This is a genomic window from Acinetobacter septicus (assembly GCF_019355975.1).
In the GTDB taxonomy this organism is placed as follows: domain Bacteria; phylum Pseudomonadota; class Gammaproteobacteria; order Pseudomonadales; family Moraxellaceae; genus Acinetobacter; species Acinetobacter ursingii.
In genome coordinates, this window is the sequence record NZ_CP079898.1 from 3373556 (window position 1) to 3390616 (window position 17061).

Below are 17061 nucleotides of genomic sequence, written 5' to 3' on the forward strand. Positions count from 1 at the left end.
TTGAAAAAATACGCCTGAGAAAAATCAGGCGTTTTTGACTTAGAACAACAGCTATTTCATTCTGACGTAAGAGTGGAGTTTTCCTCATGAATAATACAGGAAAGGACATAGCTATTAAGCCAGTAATTTTTACGTCCATCTTTGATTGGTCTTGTCACGCGACCAGTTTTAATTCGATCATATAGCTCCTTTTCTGAAATATTCATGCGCAAAGCGAATTCGGCAGTAGATACTCGACGTTCGGTATTAGTTAGGTCTATAGATACAGCCATTAAATATCTCCTTCAATAAAGTTTTAAGAGAAAACCTCTTAAAATAAAGGCTATCAAAATATAAAAAAAAAGATGAGATATATGGAAAAAAACCAAAAAAAGATGAGATATATGCAGAAAATAAAAAAGATGAGATATGTTTAAAAAAATAAAAAAAAGACTTATTTTTTTATTATATCAGTAAATAATCTTTTGTTAGTTGTCAGTAATAACAACGTTGACTACTCAGCTCATTTAAAATAAATGAGATAAACGTATACTGCATTTTCTTTTAATCTATATTTTTATTTAAAAGGATTTTTAGGATCAGATAAAATCGCGTTTTTCTTATCGTTAAATTTTCTACCTTGTTCTGAAAATTTAAATTCATTTATTTCATATTCTGAAAATACTTTTCTGCTAAAATAATTTTTAGTCTGATAAAGCTCTATCATCTTAAGTGTAATATCAAGATAATTCATTTCAACATCTTTAGATTTTAAAAATGATATAAGCACACTGCCAAGAAAAAACTTCTCATGATTCTCTTTCTTCCTATTTTTTATCTTCTGATCTCTTTGCTTATACGAATTATTCAAAGATTTTTTAATTTCATGGTGTGCTTTTTGTTTAATTTCATCGGGAATTTTTTTATTATAATTTTTTAGCATCCTTAATGCTATTTTTAATCTTTCATCAGTCTGAGAGGAAAGGTCTTCATATCCACTAAAATCAACAATGTCCTTTTCAATATCAGAGCGATCACTTTTTTTGATTGAGCAGATAGAGTCAATTAACTTTTCAAGTTTTTGTAATTCTAAAACTTTGTGATATTTATTTTTTAATTTTATTATATCTTCTTCGGTAAATTGATTTACAGGTTTAGATTGAATTAATTGAAGTACCAACTCATCTGAATGAGTACGTCTTGCTATCTGTTTTAAATTTTTTTCAACTCTTAAAGTAATTTCATCTACTGTTAATCTAGCTCTAGCCATTTTTAAACCATCTGCACTTAAGAAAATGTTGGTATATCACAGAGTCTAAAAAAAAATCGTCATAAGTTGAGGTTTTCAAAAAATACTACTCTTCTGTTAATTTGAGCTGTTAATTTATGGCTGTTAATAGTGGGACAGATAAAAAATCTTTTTTGCGAATGCAAAAAAGATTTTTTATATCTCGTATCCGTGTCTTTTAAATTTCGCTTCGCTTTCATTTAAAAGACACTTCTTCTCGTGCTGCGCAGCCCTGTTAATTTTTAAGTCTATGATTTTTAATGGTTATAGGGTGTTACTCTTATTTTTAATTGGTGTTACTCATATTTTTATTAAGTGTTACTCTTATTTAGTTAAGCTGTTACACGTTTTTTATGAATAGCCTATATATCTGTTTTTATTGATAAAAATTGATATTTTTTAACTTTTTCAGCCTGTTACTCTTATTTTTAGGTTTTGTTACTCATGCAGTTTTATTGAATGTGTATTTTTTGATCTAAATTTAAGTTTTTTTCATTTTTCTTCACGAAACGAATCATGAAATTTTAAAATTTTGTAGGATCCGATATTCCAGTTAAATTAATATCGGAAGTAAAAATGTATTATTTTCATTTAAGTCATAACGTTAAAGGTAATAGTCAAATAAAATTGAGTGACGGTCATTCAAAGTATCGACTATCAAAAAGTGCCTATCACTATATTACTCGCACCTTATATTTTTCTAAGCATAAAAGTGAGATTGAAGAGCTTGAATATTGTGCTTCATATCATATGCCAGCTTGGGTCGATAATCATCCCGATCAGTTTTGGTATGCGGCAGATCAATATACAAGTGTGACCCGACGAACGTCATCACATATTACAATCGCTTTGCCAAAAGAATTGGATAAAAATCGCCGTATTGAATTGTCTGAAATGTTAATGCATGAATTTTGTGGTCAATATAAAATGCCATGTACAATTGCAATTCATAATCATGTAGCTGCGCTAGATGGACAGTCAGAACAACCACATTTACATTTATTATTTTCTGAAAAAAGTATGCTGGATAATATACAACGTTTACCTGAGCAGTTCTTTAAACAATATCGTCAAAAAAATCCTGAAAAAGGTGGTGCATTAAAAATTACTGCGGATGTGCTCGGATTTCGTCGTAATATATTATTTCACTATCGAACAAAAACTGAAGAAATAATAAATGAATTTTTAGAAAAATATGCGCCAACCAAGATTGTAGAAATCTATGGTATTCAATTAGAAGTGAGTAGTGCGGTGTCATGTTTATCTAATGAAGATTATAATAAAAAATATGGAACTAAATTAATGGATGTTACTCAAGTTCCTAGGGAATTATTGTATAGCACTAACCCTGAAGATCAAGATGAGGTGGCAAATTATAGAAAGGAGATTCGGGAAATTCGTCAACATAACCTGTGTGAACTCTATAAAAAAGAGTATGAGTTAGAATTATCTAAAAAACGTGAACAGGAAAAGGAAAATACACATCATCTTGATCAATCGAAAAATCTAGATTTTGAGTTTTAATATATAGATGAAAAACCCAAAGTTTGTTATCTCTGATGAGCCAGTTCAATGGATTTAATCAGTCTTTGTTCAACCTTTGATTTAATCAAATGATCCATCTATGGACTTTAATAGATGAATCATTTGAAATTGGTCTTAGTACGATTTGACCTACTTCTTTAAATAATTTTCCATTTGCAATTGCTCAACCGTGTGCCATTGGTAACGCTCTTGTCCCGCAAATGTCTGTTTGATATATACAATATGTTGAAGAATTCGCTTTTGATATTTTAATAGTTGTTGAATACGTTGATCATCATAAGCAATATCTACACGTTGCTGTCGCAGTGCCTGATAAAAATGGCGGTAATTCATTGCCATATTTTTTAATATTTCCTTTGATGCAGGAGGGTGGAGTGGTTGGCTTAATCCCTTTACTGAATAAGATTCAGGCGTTACAAAGTTGGGGCGTAGACGGGATTCTTTTGCCACTTTTAATGAGGGTTCAACTGTATTTGATTTAACCTTGATATTTTGAAATGCCTGTTGAATTGACTTTATTAATACAGAGGGTTGCGCGGCTTGAGCAGGCTTCGCCAAGGATGGTGTGATTACTACTGGATCAGAAGTTGTAACTACCTCGTTAGGTTGATTTCTTTGCTTGTCATTCGAGCTAATGAGTTGTTTTAACTTTTTATAGTTAATCGTATAAAAATTGGTTTGTAGCCATTTATTCTGTGCCAATTTTTCAATGATTAAAATTCCAGCCTGCTTTAACTTAGCTACGATTCTTTTAATCGTTGATATGCTATACACGCCAAGTGTGGTTTGCCATTGCTCATAGCTGTGAAACCAGTATTTTTTACCATTATAAGTTTTGCCCTCGTTATTTTCTAAACAGTAATGCAGTTTCTGTAGCAAATGAGCGGCAGCCACGCCAAACGCTTTTGCAAGCGTTGGCGAAGCGATCAAAGGATAGTCTCCTGAAATCAGGAGATTGTTCTTATTAGCTTTGGGCATAACCAGCTCCAAGCAGTACACGCTGTGCACGTTCAATCATCTTTTGACGTTGATGTGTGCGGAATGCCCAGAGAGAGGAGAGGTTATTATTTTGATTGAGCTTTGCAACTTCAAGAATTTGTTCATCATCCATCTCACGCATACACTGACGAATGATTTGATGTGCTTGTTCAAGCTCATTAAGTAAGGAATTTGCGGTATCAACTGCAATATAAAGATTGGCCAGCGTTTGACGCTGCGGATTTGAAATTGTTTCACCTAGTTCAACAATCAGTTGAGCAGTTAGTTTTTTAGCTGTGCAAGTGTTTGCACCATGAAGAATTGCGTTCATAGTCGTTTCCTTGTAGATAAGTTTTAATACTTACCTCCATTACTTCTCACGGTAATGGTGGCAGCAAAACAGGGGTGAGAATACCGTTCTACAAGGTACGGCCAGCCAAAAGCTGCCCTGTCAAGCTGCCATAACGACTGCTAAACAGTAGACAAAAAAATAGCCGCATAAGCGACATTAATTTGCGCTTGTAGAATATAACAGGTTCTCACGCCTGTACACAGATTTTGCTGTGTAAGATTAGCTTAACTGGGTATACCTTAACCTGTCAACGATTCAATTTGATGTTTTTACATATTTTAACATTAAATAATTTATTGATTAACCTGAAGATATTTTGGATTGCTGACGGCTAGGAAACTGTTTTCAGAAGTGTTTATGAACGATGGTCATTGTTCAATGTTTGTTGTTTTTCTTGCTTTGAGGACTCATCTGAATAGGTCTTATATGTGTTTAAGTCATAAAACTTAGAGTGACTGCTGTTAATCATGAGCTGAATTCATGATCGATTTGTCAGTGCCTCAACAATGTTTAAGGCTTTCACTAATCTTTTCTAATATGAATGGGTTGAATCAGAATACTACCCTTAGATGTATTGAATAAGTTCATAAAATGATAAGTCTATTCTGAATCATAACTTACATGACTAAACTCATTTCAATCAGCCAAATATTTAAAGGTGTGATTGGGAAATTTATTGATTTATTTTATTGTTTTATTTTACTAAAGAAGAAAAGTTCATTTTAGACCCATCCATAAAATCAAAATAAGCTAATCGTTTGGTTTAATTTGGTCTAATGCGAAAAATCAACAACTTAGATTAAATGCGTTTATTCCAAACTGATTGTCCAGATTTTAGTATTGCTAAAATTGACTAAAGCGCTGGATAAAATTAATATGGGCTCGCTGGCCTACATTGCCAGTCGGTTTTGACAGACCGTCCAACACAAGAACATTAAGGGACTTGTCCTTTAGTGTTTATCCCCTCGTGCCCCTCTGCGGTGGAACGGGAGGGGGACGTCTTCGGACGTGCTGGATTCTTGTGTTCCAGTCTGTCAACCCGCTCTCGTTCTGCCACCATTATTTGACAGTAATTGGTAGAACTTCTTTAACACAAGGAGCTTCTCATGCTGTATCTATCTTTTCTCATTTGTGCCACGCCACCTGTTCAACCTTGTTGTGCTTTTCAACGAGGACTATACGGCTAATTTAATTTTTAGGCTGTATTAAAAACTTTTAACAAGAACAATCCAACGGTGGATGGCTAAATCATGCCTATAAAAAAAATAGACCTTTTTATATTTATATCTGCTGGTGATTGTGAATTGCATTGAACATGCGGGGAACAACCATGACTGAATTAACCAAACCTAAAATCATTCCAATCGAAAACCGTCCTCAGAAATCCAAGCTATTTTTAAAGTGTGTGGTCTTGCCGATTGTGATCTTTCTGATCATTGGCAAAATCTTTTCCTTTGGTGCTTTCGGCTATATCTTCTTTGGATTTGACCTATTCTGGTTTGTGATCATTTACTACCTCTATCAATATGGAAATACCTATTTTGACGGAATGACCGAACAACTGAAACGTCAGGGTGAAACTTTTAATTATCAAAACCGTGGTGTCTGGATTAACTCTCAGGACAAAACCATCATCCTGTTTGATCAGCCTGATCAACGTCTAGTGAAATATCCTTTCGACTACATTACCTCTGTGGGTCATTACAATCTGGTTGAAGATCGCTTTAGAACGACAACCACGGTGATCAGTAACCCAATGATGGGAACTCATGTTAACCAACAAGTCCATCGGACACCGATGAAACGTGAGTTCCAAGTCAATATTGGAACACGGGATCAATTTAAACCAGATTACAGCCTTAAAGTGCTGTTTCCTTGGCGTAGCCCAAAAATGGCCAGTGAAATCCGTCAACTCCTTTCGGCTGATCATTATCAATAACAATATATAAATATAAGGCAGTCAATCATGATGATTTCAAAAACCTTTATGCCATCTGTGCTGATGATGGCAATCAGTACAGTCATGGTCGGTTGTGGAGGCGGTGGTTCGGGAGGAGAGTCCAGTTCATCCAATGGTGGTGGAACGGAAAATCCTAATAATGGCAGTACCAATCCTAAGCCTGTAACTTGTGCTGAAACTCAATATCTAGAAGAGGGGACATGTAGAAATAAGGCGCCGCAGAATATTCAGGCATTCTCATTGAGTAACCTGATCCAAGGTCAAAGCTATCCATTATCGCTGCAAACAGATCAAGGTCTGGCAGTGACTTTTAGCAGTAATACCCCCAACATCTGTAGTGTAAATGATAGTGAACTTAAAGCCCTAAAGGTTGGACAGTGTACTCTGGCACTGACACAGGCTGGTACAACAAAAGTTCTACCACTCAATAGCCGCATGACCGTCAATGTGACTTGTGCTGCCGATCAATATCTAGAAAATAATGTTTGTGTAACTAAGGTCGAGCAAACCATTACCCCACTCAAAATCAAATACATCCTGACGGATAGTGTGTATTCACTGGATACTGAATCCAGTGCCAAACTTCCCGTCACGATTAGCAGCCTTTCTTCATCAACCTGTACGTATAGTCAGGGCGAACTCAAGGGGATTGGGGCGGGTGTATGTACTCTTAAACTCACCCAAGAGGGTGATACCAAAACACTGGTAGCAGAGAGTAAAACCATCAGCTTTGATGTGTTTAAGGCTTCATCTATGAGTGATGCCCCCAATATTAATAACTGTTATGCGGGTAAGCTCAGTGCAAAGTTTAGAAATGAATTCTTGAGTGAAATCAATACAGTTCGCTCCTTGCATGGGTTGCCAAGTATTACATACGACGATGCCCGTGAAGATGAGATGATGCAGACCGCACTGGTTCTTGCGGCAAACAACATCTTGACCCATTACCCCGAAGCCAACACAAACTGCTATTCCGATATTGGTGCGGTGGGTGCAAGAACCAGTAGCCTAGAAATGGGGGTAAGACAGAATAAATATGACTATTCACCTGCGGAAAGCATTACCAATATGGTGCATGACAAATTAAATCTGTTTGCAGGAGATGTAGGACATCGACTCTGGATGCTCAATCCATTCTTGAAAAAATCGGCTTATGGTTCAGTCAATGCACCATCATTCAAGGATACCCGATTCCCTTATGTGGTCGGTACGTCCTACAAAGTGGTTTATCCCTTCGATAATCCAACCACTGCACCACTCGGTGTGATTGCCTATCCCTACCACAACTATCCAGCCAAATATTATATGGCGGGTTCAATTCTCTCGATTTCAGTTTTAACCGATCAAAAGAATTTCTTTGCCAATCGCAATGTGGACTACGCCAAAGCTAACGTTGTTGTCACTGAACGAAGTAGTGGTGCTAAACAGAAGATCAGTAATATCCGTTATGAAAATATCGGAGTTCCCAACCATATCCAGTTTAACTTTGACGATTTGAAATTGAACGTGATCTACGATGTCAAACTCAGCAATGTCTTGGTGAATGGTCAGCCTAAAGAATATTCCTACTGGTTTAACGTGAATGATCGGTAAGCGAAAATAAGGACAACAACAAAATGAGATGTATGATTAAAGAATTTCTTGTCACGAGTATCTCGCTGCTCATGATACACACCGCGACGGCTCAACCTATTTCTGCCTCATCTTTAACACTGGAGCAAGGCTTATCCTGTCTGGATTGGACTGAAAATGAACAATCTTTTAATAACCAACTGGCGTTGGGTGACAGGGCAGATATACCAACACCAGCGATCGCCAAACTTCAGAAACAATTTCAAAAGCAATATAGCAAGCAAAAGACGACCATTATCGATGATTCAGACGATGAAAATTTCTGTCAGGACTGCCCTGAAACAACCGTCTATCGTCCTAGAAACAAAAGCAATCCGATTCAACGCATTGAGACCTCAATGCATGTCAGTGTTGCAGGAGCAAGTACATCGATCTATCGTCGAGATGACATCGCCACAACTAAACAAAAAATTGAGAGCGGATTAAATATTAAATTCAGTCGCCATACAGGGCAGCAATTCAAAAGCTTTAAACAGCAGTGGGATAAAGCTTCTATGCATGATGATCAAAATAGAAGTAAAACCCAAAAAGTCTTTCAGCAATATCCACATTTAAAGGTCTTTAATGGCGAAGTCTTCCAAAATCAAAAGATCTATACACCCAAACAGATTTATATTTATAGCCAGCCCTATAAACGTGACACTTCTTATCTGAATGATATGATTGCTTTTATCAGTCTTTATGACAACCCAGTCAATTCTTCACAACACATTTTACAGTGTGGCTTTATTGACAATGTGTTTTAACTTCCAAATAAATAAAGAGTCAAATCAAATGAAAAAATTAATATTCGCAGGATTATGTTTAAGTCTTTCAACACTAGCTTGTGCTGGTGCAAAAGAAAGCCTAGTAGGAAAGCGTCTGGTCTTAGATTTGCCAGATACCGAATGTGCGGGATTATCTTTTGCCAAAAATGGTAAGGACGCAGCAATGTATGCCGAAATGGGGCAATGCCAAGATCCTTTACCACTTCGAGTAAAATGGCTAGATGACAAGACCTTTATTCTAATTGAGAAAGTACGAACGAATAATATTTCTCCACCACGTAGCTATTTATATAAAGTTCAAAGCGTTAATCAGCATTATGTAAAATTGACCCAGATATGGACGGGGTGGGGAGATTCAAAAGACGATACGCTAGGCTATTATTTTAAATAGCTTGATCTAAGGTAGGCTAAATATATAAAGCTAAAGCGATAATTGACCAGAGGTTTTTAAAACATGAATTACTACGCAGAGGATCCCTTCTAGATAATTTAAACTAGGAGGTAATATGCAAAAGCTGAAATTTCAGTACCAGCGCCCTGTAAAAATCGATCCTAATGATGGTATCCGAAAACGATATCCCCATATGAGGAATGCTTATTTTAAAAAGTTCAGTACATATCCAGAACGTAGTTTCTATTTTTTTCATTTGATCGAATATAAGGATTATCCTTTAAAACTTCGTGTTGCACGAGGTTCTGGTTTGCCAGAAGAATGGGATGATCTTCCATCTTCAGTCTACAAGGTAGCTAAAAGCTGGAAGCATAATTCCAAAAGAAAGCATCAGTACTTTAAAGAGGATGTTGCCTAAAATTTATTTTATCTAAAAATAAAGGAATAGTTTTTCCCTTATTTTTTGCTTAATGCCGAATTTAATAATTACATACTTATCTAGCAGTAGCGGATGATTTGACGACTGTAGAAAACTTAGCTCAAATTTAGCTTAATAGCTGCCCTAAAAAATGGGTAAGTATTAGATAGATCGGATTTGAGCTTATTCATACTCCTTTTGCTGATATTGGTAATAGTTTCGAACATATTCATTCTCAAATGTTGAGGAGAGAGATTTACTTTAATAAAACTTTTTAGTATTTTGTTAGCAAATCAGTAGTATTTCCATCGCTATGCGTTCAAGTAGGTTGTCTAAGCTTATACTCGCATTTATCCTGTTTTTGTTTACGATAACAATTACCGGAGTTCATGCGTGGGCGCCTGTCTTACTTGAGAATATTGAACACCAACATGAGTTAAGTATTGTCGTTGAGGATGATGCATCAAGTCATTGGTCTTTGCAGCATTATAGTGATTCTCTTAAAAACTCTACTGATCATGACGCTGAAGCACATAGCTGGAAGAACATTGATGAGCCAATTTATCATCATTCAGTAAAACCAATTTCTTCTGATAGTGATCTAAGCATAGATCCAGTCTTTATTCTGAGTTTCGCACTTCCACTAGTTTTATTCTTTTTCCAGCTTTTTGAAAAGCCTATTTATCGAGCCTTTTTAAAGCGGCGATCCCCTCTAATATTTAGTAATTCTTATACCTACTCTAAAAACTTAATCGTCCTACATAATTGATTTTTCTATACAAAAATTAATTTTAATTTTTTTGTATAGGTAAAGTCATGTCTAAAAAATATCAGATATTTCTTACCTGTGGATTTGTAGCAACAGCAGCAAATGTATTCGCAGAAACGAATTATGCTGAACTACAAAAGCAGGTAATCGCAAGTGATGCTGTACTCAATAGCTTAAAGCAGTCCGAGCAAGCTTATGAAATTAATCAAAAGTTTGCTGGTAGATTAAATAATCCGACTTTCAATGTGGAGTTGGATAATCTCGGTAATTCTAAACTGAAGGATTTGGATGGCCCAACAACCTTATTGGGACTGTCACAAGAGATTCCTCTTAGTAATAAACTTTCCTTGAGAAAACAGATTGCGAGTTTTCAAGGTGATCGTAATCAGTTCGAAATAGCAAAGCGTCAGGCTGAACTCAAAGCAGATTTAAGAATCTGTATGGCGAATTGGTATGTAGCTACTCAGCGTGCTGAAATTTATTCTTCTGAGAGTAAATTGAATGCCAGACAAGCTAACGTTCTTTCCGAACGGCTTAAGTACGGGCGAGTAATTCCTTCCGATGCTCAGCTAAGCATAGCACTTTCATCTGAGTCGAAATTGCGCCATCAAAATGAAGTGAAGAAGATTCAGTTCCAGAAAAATCTGTGTTCTAAGTTCACTTCCAACCTGCCAAGTAATGCATTGGAGGTTCCGTTAAGCTTTAATTTCACAAACAAAATAAGTTTGTCTGAGCAAGAAGCAACGCTGAGTTCGAAGCTGAAAAAGACTCAGTTTGAACTGGCCCGCAAAGAAGCAATACCAGATATTACTTTGGGAGTCGGGGTTAGGAACTACCAAGAAACCAATGACAAAGTCTTCCAAGTTTCAACGTCAATACCCCTCAATATCTTTAATCGAAATAAGGGCAATATTGCGATTGCTCAAGCAGAGCATACGAAAGCAGAAACACAGTCTATGCTTTTGAGTCGTAACTCTAAAATTGAATTGGAAAACAAATCTATTGAGGTTTCCAATTTAATTGATGCGATTAAGCAATATGATCAAACCGTTTTGCCCGCAACAAATGAAAGCCTGCGAATTGCAGAGATGGGTTACCAAGCAGGGAAAAACTCTTTACTTGAGTTCAATAACATCAAGCAAATTTGGCTAGACAAACATCTTGCTCGATTCGATTTGTGGTTGGCTTTGCAGACAGAAATTGCAGAAGTCGAGCGCAACTACATTACTCATTTAGATCAAGAATAAGGGCAAGAATATGAATAAACAAACCAATACATTGATTGCAACTGGTGTCGTTGCCTTACTTATCGTCTTATGTGCTATTGCTTGGTATAAAACCGGTAATAAGACACAAGTGAGTGGACATGGTGAGGTCGCCGAAGAAAAAGTAGCTGTAGCTGGAGATGAGAAAGGACCTCACGGTGGTCGGTTGTATCGAGATGGAGATTTCTCTGCTGAGGTTAAGATATTTGAAGAAGGAGTGGAACCACACCTCCGTGTTTATGGGTATTTGAATGACAAGCCGCTTAAACCTGAAGACTTAAAAGCGAATATATACATTAAGCGTTTAGATGCTGAGCAAAATATTCAATTTAAACCAGAGAGTGATTACTTGATTGGAAATGAAATTGTCTATGAGCCACATTCGTTTTTAATGGTTGTAAATGTCGATTATCAAGGGAAAAAACATACTTGGAAGTGGGATACGAAAGAAGGTCGTGTCACCATGTTAGACAGTAGTATTAAGAGCAGTGGTTTAGAGCTCTTAAAAGTTGAACCAATGATGTTTGAAAATGCTTTGGAACTGAAAGGTGAGTTGAAGTTTCCTGATAATTTTGAAAGCCTTGTTGCACCAAAAGCCAGTGGAACACTGATAAAAACCTACCGTAATATTGGGGATAAAGTAAGTCAAGGAGACTTACTTGCTGTTGTCCAAAGCCAAGATTTAATTCGTTTGAATGCGGATCGTAAAGTTGCTTTGGATACTCTACAGTTTGCTCGACAAAAAATGGAACAAGAACGAGCATTATGGCAAAAGCGTGTATCACCTGAGATTGATTATATTTCTGCAAAGAGAGATTTTGATGCTGCTCAAACTCGTGCAAATGAGTTGAATAACTTAATAAGCTCTTATGGCGGTTCAGGTAATGGAACAGTTGAAGTTCGTGCAGCAATGTCAGGAACAATATTAGAAATCCTTGGTGCTGTTGGATCTAATGTAAGCTCTTCAACCCCTATTTTTAAAATCGCAAATACTTCGCAACTCTTGGCGGTAGTAAATGTTCCTGCTGACAAGCTTAATGCTATAAACCCTACAAACAGAGTCAAAGTTAAACCTCAAAGTCCGACAGGCACAGAAGAGGCATTGGGCAAGATCAAATATATTAGTGATGTCATCGATACTAAAACACGTACAGCGAAGGTATTTATTGAGATACCAAATCAGTTTAAGTGGCGTTCTGGACAGTTAATCACGGCTCAAATTTTTGAAAATCAAAGTCAAAAGCCAATGGTTGTACGTGAAGATGCGTTACAGAATTTCCGTGATTGGGACGTGGTATTCATTCGTGTTGGTAACGATTTTGAAGCTCGACCTCTGGAGCTTGGCGATAAATACAATGGGTATGTGGAAGTTAAATCTGGATTACGAATAGGACAGGTTTATGCCGCAGGAAATTCATATCTTTTAAAAGCAGAGCTAGGTAAATCTGGCGCTACTCATGACCATTAAGGGGAGTAGCGAATATGTTTGATCAGATTGTTAAACTCTCGATTAAGAATCGTTGGCTTGTACTCATCGTATTCCTATTTGTCGGTGCATTGGGGGCTTATAACTATTTTAAGCTACCAATTGATGCTGTTCCCGATATTACGAATGTACAAGTTCAGATTAATAGTGAAGCTCAAGGACTCTCTCCAATGGAGATGGAGTCTCAGGTGACTTATCCTATTGAAACGGCTTTAGCTGGTATTCCAAATTTAGACTATACCCGATCAGTCTCTCGGTATGGCCTGTCACAAGTGACGGCAATTTTCAAAGAAGGGACGGATATTTATTTTGCCCGACAATTAGTGAATGAGAAGCTACAAGGGGTGACACCAAATCTTCCCGTTGGAATTGCAACTTCTATGGGGCCTGTTTCTACAGGACTTGGCGAAATCTTCATGTATACCGTTGAAAATGCCAAGAACAATCCTAATCCACTTTCACCAACGGAATTACGCACCTTACAAGACTGGGTGATTAAACCTCAGCTTCGAAATGTAGAGGGTGTTAATGAAATCAATACCATTGGTGGTTATCTCAAACAATTTGTAGTTCAACCTGATTATGCTTATTTACGTAGCATAGGGCTGGATCAGAAGGCGATTTTAGAGGCTATCTCTAAGAACAGCATGAATAAAGGCTCGGGGTATATTGAGAAAAATGGTGAACAGTATTTGATTCGTTCTGATTCTCAAATTAACTCAATTGAGCAAATCCAGAATATCCCGATTACGACGAGCAATGGTTATATCCTCAGATTGAAAGATGTTGCCAAAATATCTATTGGTCACGAATTACGTACAGGTGCCGCAACTAAAGATGGGCAAGAAATTGTACTGGGTACAGCATTCATGCTTATCGGTGAGAACTCACGAAATGTTGCTCATGCTGTTGATCAAAAACTACAGCAAGTTCAAAAATCATTACCAGAAGGTGTAGAAGCAAAAGCGGTCTATAACCGTACAACTTTGGTTGATGCAACGATACAGACGGTGAAAAAGAATCTTTTAGAAGGTGCGATTCTAGTAATCGTTGTTCTGTTTGTATTTCTTGGTCATTTCCGTGCTGCGCTGATTACAGCTCTAGTTATTCCATTATCCATGCTGATGACAATCACAGGTATGGTGAACCAAAAAATTAGTGCAAACCTTATGAGTCTTGGGGCACTAGATTTCGGGATTATTGTAGATGGTGCTGTTGTAATTGTTGAGGCTTCCTTAGCAAAGTTGGCAATTAAACAAAAAGAGCTTGGGCGAGTTTTAACAAGGCAAGAACGCTTTACGACTGTGTTTGAGGCGACTAAAGAATCCCGCAAAGCGATTCTCTATGGTCAATTGATCATTATCTTGGTGTATCTACCTGTAATGACTTTGACTGGTGTTGAAGGAAAGATGTTTACACCAATGGCTGCAACAGTGGTTATGGCTTTAGTGGCAGCAATGATACTTTCAATTACGTTTGTCCCTGCAATGGTGGCATTGGTCACTACCGGTGAAATTAAAGAAGAAGAGTCAAAAATCGTTCATGGTATCAAAAGGTTTTATAACCCAATTTTAGATTGGTCTTTAAATCACAGATATTTGCTAATTGCTTTTGTCTCTATTTTCTTTGTTTTTAGTGCAAGTCTTTCGACTCGTTTAGGTTCAGAGTTTATACCTTCCTTGGATGAGGGAGATGTGGCACTACATGCTTTGCGTATCCCTGGCACGTCGTTGACTCAAGCAATTGAAATGCAATACACGTTAGAAAAAGAGATTAAGAAAATTCCAGAAGTTCAGACTATTTTTGCCAAAGTAGGGACTGCTGAAATTGCGACTGATCCTGTTCCACCTAACGTTGCAGATAACTTTGTCATGCTGAAACCTCGTAGTCAGTGGCCTAATCCTGATAAGGAAAAGTCTGCGGTTGTTGCTGAAATTGAACGCGTATCTAAAGGCGTATATGGAAACAATTATGAGTTTACACAGCCGATTCAAATGCGTTTTAACGAACTTATTTCAGGTGTCAGAACCGATGTTGCCGTAAAAATTTATGGTGATGATTTGGAACAGTTACTTGAATCAGCAAACGCTGCCGCTAAGATTTTAGAGGGAGTCAATGGTACTGCTGATCTTAAAGTCGAACAGATGTCTGGTTTACCCATGGTTTCTGTTGAGCTGAAAAAAGACATGATTGCCAACTATGGGCTTGATGCAGAGGATGTGCAAAAACAGGTTTCTAGTCTAATTACAGGCGAGACAGCAGGTAAGGTGTTTGAAGGAGATCGAAAGTTCGACATTGTGGTACGCATGGACCAAAACTCGGTAACAGACCTAGAGAAGCTTTATCAGATTCCTGTGAGTTTAGCTGATGGTTCGAGTGTTCTTTTATCAGAATTGATCGAGTTAAAAAATGTTCAAGGACCAAACCAGATTTCTCGCGAAAATGGTAAACGTCGTATCGTCATTACAGCAAATGTTCGTGGAACTGATATTGGTAGTTACATTTCAGAAGCACAATCTAAGCTGACTGCTGATTTTAAATTACCAGATGGTTATTGGCTGACTTGGGGCGGTACGTTTGAGCAAATGGAATCTGCTTCAAATCGTCTTATGGTTGTAGTACCGATTGCTTTAATTCTGATCTTTGCCATGATCTATATGGCTTTAGGTAATGTTAGAAACAGTATCTTGGTATTCACAGGTGTGCCATTTGCACTAACAGGTGGTGTGATTGCTTTAGCACTACGTGATATCCCATTCTCCATTTCTGCGGCTGTGGGTTTCATTGCCTTATCGGGTGTTGCTGTGCTGAATGGTTTGGTTCTTGTTTCAGCCATTCAGCGACTTAGAGTTCAAGGTGAAAGTGTCATTGATGCAGTGAAACATGGTGCAATGGAAAGACTCCGTCCCGTGTTGATTACAGCTTTGGTCGCTTCATTAGGTTTTATTCCGATGGCCTTAAACGTAGGCATTGGCTCTGAAGTTCAGCGCCCAATTGCAACTGTCGTTATTGGTGGGATTATTTCATCAACCTTACTGACTTTGATTATTTTGCCAACCTTATATGTGTGGTTTAACCAAGGTAGGTCAAGAAAATCAAACGATGCTGCTGAACAGGTTGTTTAGGGGCATCTTTAATGACAAATATATTGCGAGATAAACAAAGCAAATTTGTGATGATGTGGCTAGTCTGCATGATCAGTCTCGCTTTATGTTTGCACTTTAATGAGCATGTAACTGTAAATGAATTTCAGAGACACGTTTCAATTGATGCAATTCACTCTCACCATCATGAGATAAGTCAACAACATTCACATAGTCACCAAGATAATTACTATGAACATTTTGTTGGCTATGACGCACTTAAATCGACCGCTTTAGCCCATCTCTTAAAGGGGATATCGATTCTAGATTGGTCAAAAGAATATGTTTATCTGATGGTGAGTCGTATTTTTAAACCGCCCAAAAAGTTAATGGATTTTCAATTCATTTTAAATTTTGGAGTTTGATATACATGCAAATTATTGCTTCACACATTGTGAAATTAAGTGCTTACATAAAGCTATTACTTGCTTTATTCATTACATTGGTAAGTCCTACACTTTTTGCTCATGGAGTAGCAGAAGGTGATAAGGGCTATATTCAAGAAATTTATGGCGTTCAAGTAATTCCATTCATCTATTTGGGTGCGAAGCATATGGTCACTGGATATGACCATCTATTATTTCTTGTTGGCATTATCTTCTTTTTATATCGAATGAAAGATATCGGCTTATACGTCAGCCTATTTGCACTTGGGCATTCGATTACGATGCTGGTAGGTGTTTATTACAACATCTCGATAAACGCCTACATCATCGATGCAATCATTGGTTTTTCAATTGTTTATAAGGCTCTTGATAACTTGGGGGCTTATCAACGTTGGTTTGGTTTTCAACCAAACACGAAAATCGCGACTTTAATTTTTGGTCTGATTCATGGTTTTGGACTCGCAGTAAAAATTCAGGAATATGAAGTTCCGAGTGATGGACTGTTGGCAAATTTAATCTCATTCAATATTGGGGTTGAATTAGGTCAGTTTATGGCTCTGTGCATCATCTTGTTATTAATGACGTTTTGGAGAAAGACACCTTATTTCTTTAAAACAGCTTATCAAAGCAATGTCTTCCTCATGTTTCTCGGTTTTTTACTTGTTGGCTATCAACTTACTGGCTTCATTACTCAATAAGGAT

General features: G+C 37.1%; 16 protein-coding genes. 12 read left to right on the forward strand and 4 right to left on the reverse strand.

Features of this window, described 5'->3' with window-relative positions:
* Positions 1-56 precede the first annotated feature (56 nt).
* Positions 57-272, reverse strand: coding sequence for a hypothetical protein (locus I6L31_RS15895; RefSeq protein WP_004828347.1), 216 nt, complete (start codon positions 270-272; stop codon positions 57-59).
* Positions 273-556: 284 nt separating this feature from the next.
* The gene (locus I6L31_RS15900; protein WP_005003437.1) at positions 557-1249 is read right to left on the reverse strand and encodes a hypothetical protein; all 693 of its coding nucleotides are present in this window, start codon (positions 1247-1249) and stop codon (positions 557-559) included.
* A 594-nt stretch (positions 1250-1843) separates the two neighbouring features.
* Between I6L31_RS15900 and I6L31_RS15905 the strand changes: the two genes are divergently transcribed.
* The gene (locus I6L31_RS15905) at positions 1844-2791 is read left to right on the forward strand and encodes a MobA/MobL family protein (protein ID WP_004885541.1); all 948 of its coding nucleotides are present in this window, start codon (positions 1844-1846) and stop codon (positions 2789-2791) included.
* Positions 2792-2941: 150 nt separating this feature from the next.
* Here the strand turns inward: I6L31_RS15905 and I6L31_RS15910 are convergent, their stop codons facing one another.
* Both I6L31_RS15910 and I6L31_RS15915 read right to left on the reverse strand, forming a co-directional pair.
* Complete coding sequence (locus I6L31_RS15910; protein WP_004885544.1) at positions 2942-3790, reverse strand: hypothetical protein; 849 nt, start codon at positions 3788-3790, stop codon at positions 2942-2944.
* On the reverse strand, positions 3777-4121 hold the full coding sequence (locus I6L31_RS15915; RefSeq protein ID WP_004885546.1) for a hypothetical protein: 345 nt from the start codon (positions 4119-4121) through the stop codon (positions 3777-3779). Before I6L31_RS15915 ends, I6L31_RS15910 begins: the two co-directional genes overlap by 14 nt.
* Before the next feature lie 1351 nt (positions 4122-5472).
* On the opposite strand from I6L31_RS15915, the gene I6L31_RS15920 reads away from it, so the two are divergent.
* From I6L31_RS15920 to I6L31_RS15970, 11 genes are all read left to right on the forward strand, one after another.
* Positions 5473-6081: a sortase family protein gene (locus tag I6L31_RS15920; protein WP_004885548.1), complete on the forward strand. Its 609-nt coding sequence runs from the start codon at positions 5473-5475 to the stop codon at positions 6079-6081.
* 27 nt (positions 6082-6108) lie between these two features.
* Positions 6109-7695, forward strand: coding sequence for a CAP domain-containing protein (locus tag I6L31_RS15925; protein WP_004885549.1), 1587 nt, complete (start codon positions 6109-6111; stop codon positions 7693-7695).
* 23 nt (positions 7696-7718) lie between these two features.
* Positions 7719-8480 carry a hypothetical protein gene (locus I6L31_RS15930; protein ID WP_004885551.1) on the forward strand — a complete coding sequence of 254 codons (762 nt, stop codon included), beginning with the start codon at positions 7719-7721 and terminating at the stop codon, positions 8478-8480.
* A gap of 28 nt (positions 8481-8508) precedes the next feature.
* Positions 8509-8892 carry a hypothetical protein gene (locus I6L31_RS15935; RefSeq protein ID WP_004885553.1) on the forward strand — a complete coding sequence of 128 codons (384 nt, stop codon included), beginning with the start codon at positions 8509-8511 and terminating at the stop codon, positions 8890-8892.
* A 115-nt stretch (positions 8893-9007) separates the two neighbouring features.
* Positions 9008-9310, forward strand: coding sequence for a hypothetical protein (locus I6L31_RS15940; RefSeq protein WP_004885555.1), 303 nt, complete (start codon positions 9008-9010; stop codon positions 9308-9310).
* A 313-nt stretch (positions 9311-9623) separates the two neighbouring features.
* Positions 9624-10079, forward strand: a complete 456-nt coding sequence (locus I6L31_RS15945) for a hypothetical protein (RefSeq protein ID WP_004885556.1) — start codon at positions 9624-9626, stop codon at positions 10077-10079.
* Positions 10080-10126: 47 nt separating this feature from the next.
* Positions 10127-11326: a TolC family protein gene (locus I6L31_RS15950; RefSeq protein ID WP_004885559.1), complete on the forward strand. Its 1200-nt coding sequence runs from the start codon at positions 10127-10129 to the stop codon at positions 11324-11326.
* A 10-nt stretch (positions 11327-11336) separates the two neighbouring features.
* Entirely contained in the window at positions 11337-12812 is a 1476-nt protein-coding gene (locus I6L31_RS15955) for an efflux RND transporter periplasmic adaptor subunit (protein ID WP_004885562.1), read from the forward strand.
* A 14-nt stretch (positions 12813-12826) separates the two neighbouring features.
* Positions 12827-15955 (forward strand): efflux RND transporter permease subunit, encoded by a 3129-nt coding sequence (locus I6L31_RS15960; RefSeq protein WP_004885564.1) that lies wholly within the window; start codon positions 12827-12829, stop codon positions 15953-15955.
* Between the two features lie 11 nt (positions 15956-15966).
* A complete protein-coding gene (locus I6L31_RS15965; RefSeq protein ID WP_004885566.1) occupies positions 15967-16338 on the forward strand; it encodes a hypothetical protein in 372 nt (123 codons plus the stop codon).
* Between the two features lie 5 nt (positions 16339-16343).
* Positions 16344-17057 carry a HupE/UreJ family protein gene (locus I6L31_RS15970; protein ID WP_004885567.1) on the forward strand — a complete coding sequence of 238 codons (714 nt, stop codon included), beginning with the start codon at positions 16344-16346 and terminating at the stop codon, positions 17055-17057.
* Positions 17058-17061 lie beyond the last annotated feature (4 nt).

Excerpts from the sequence above, each read along its gene's own strand:
- I6L31_RS15960 (WP_004885564.1), top strand. The coding sequence starts at position 12,827 with ATGTTTGATCAGATTGTTAAACTCTCGATTAAGAATCGTTGGCTTGTA.
- I6L31_RS15925 (WP_004885549.1), top strand. The coding sequence starts at position 6,109 with ATGATGATTTCAAAAACCTTTATGCCATCTGTGCTGATGATGGCAATC.
- I6L31_RS15900 (WP_005003437.1), bottom strand. The coding sequence starts at position 1,249 with ATGGCTAGAGCTAGATTAACAGTAGATGAAATTACTTTAAGAGTTGAA.
- I6L31_RS15910 (WP_004885544.1), bottom strand. The coding sequence starts at position 3,790 with ATGCCCAAAGCTAATAAGAACAATCTCCTGATTTCAGGAGACTATCCT.
- I6L31_RS15915 (WP_004885546.1), bottom strand. The coding sequence starts at position 4,121 with ATGAACGCAATTCTTCATGGTGCAAACACTTGCACAGCTAAAAAACTA.
- I6L31_RS15895 (WP_004828347.1), bottom strand. The coding sequence starts at position 272 with ATGGCTGTATCTATAGACCTAACTAATACCGAACGTCGAGTATCTACT.
- I6L31_RS15920 (WP_004885548.1), top strand. The coding sequence starts at position 5,473 with ATGACTGAATTAACCAAACCTAAAATCATTCCAATCGAAAACCGTCCT.
- I6L31_RS15905 (WP_004885541.1), top strand. The coding sequence starts at position 1,844 with ATGTATTATTTTCATTTAAGTCATAACGTTAAAGGTAATAGTCAAATA.
- I6L31_RS15965 (WP_004885566.1), top strand. The coding sequence starts at position 15,967 with ATGACAAATATATTGCGAGATAAACAAAGCAAATTTGTGATGATGTGG.
- I6L31_RS15940 (WP_004885555.1), top strand. The coding sequence starts at position 9,008 with ATGCAAAAGCTGAAATTTCAGTACCAGCGCCCTGTAAAAATCGATCCT.
- I6L31_RS15970 (WP_004885567.1), top strand. The coding sequence starts at position 16,344 with ATGCAAATTATTGCTTCACACATTGTGAAATTAAGTGCTTACATAAAG.
- I6L31_RS15945 (WP_004885556.1), top strand. The coding sequence starts at position 9,624 with ATGCGTTCAAGTAGGTTGTCTAAGCTTATACTCGCATTTATCCTGTTT.
- I6L31_RS15930 (WP_004885551.1), top strand. The coding sequence starts at position 7,719 with ATGAGATGTATGATTAAAGAATTTCTTGTCACGAGTATCTCGCTGCTC.
- I6L31_RS15955 (WP_004885562.1), top strand. The coding sequence starts at position 11,337 with ATGAATAAACAAACCAATACATTGATTGCAACTGGTGTCGTTGCCTTA.
- I6L31_RS15950 (WP_004885559.1), top strand. The coding sequence starts at position 10,127 with ATGTCTAAAAAATATCAGATATTTCTTACCTGTGGATTTGTAGCAACA.
- I6L31_RS15935 (WP_004885553.1), top strand. The coding sequence starts at position 8,509 with ATGAAAAAATTAATATTCGCAGGATTATGTTTAAGTCTTTCAACACTA.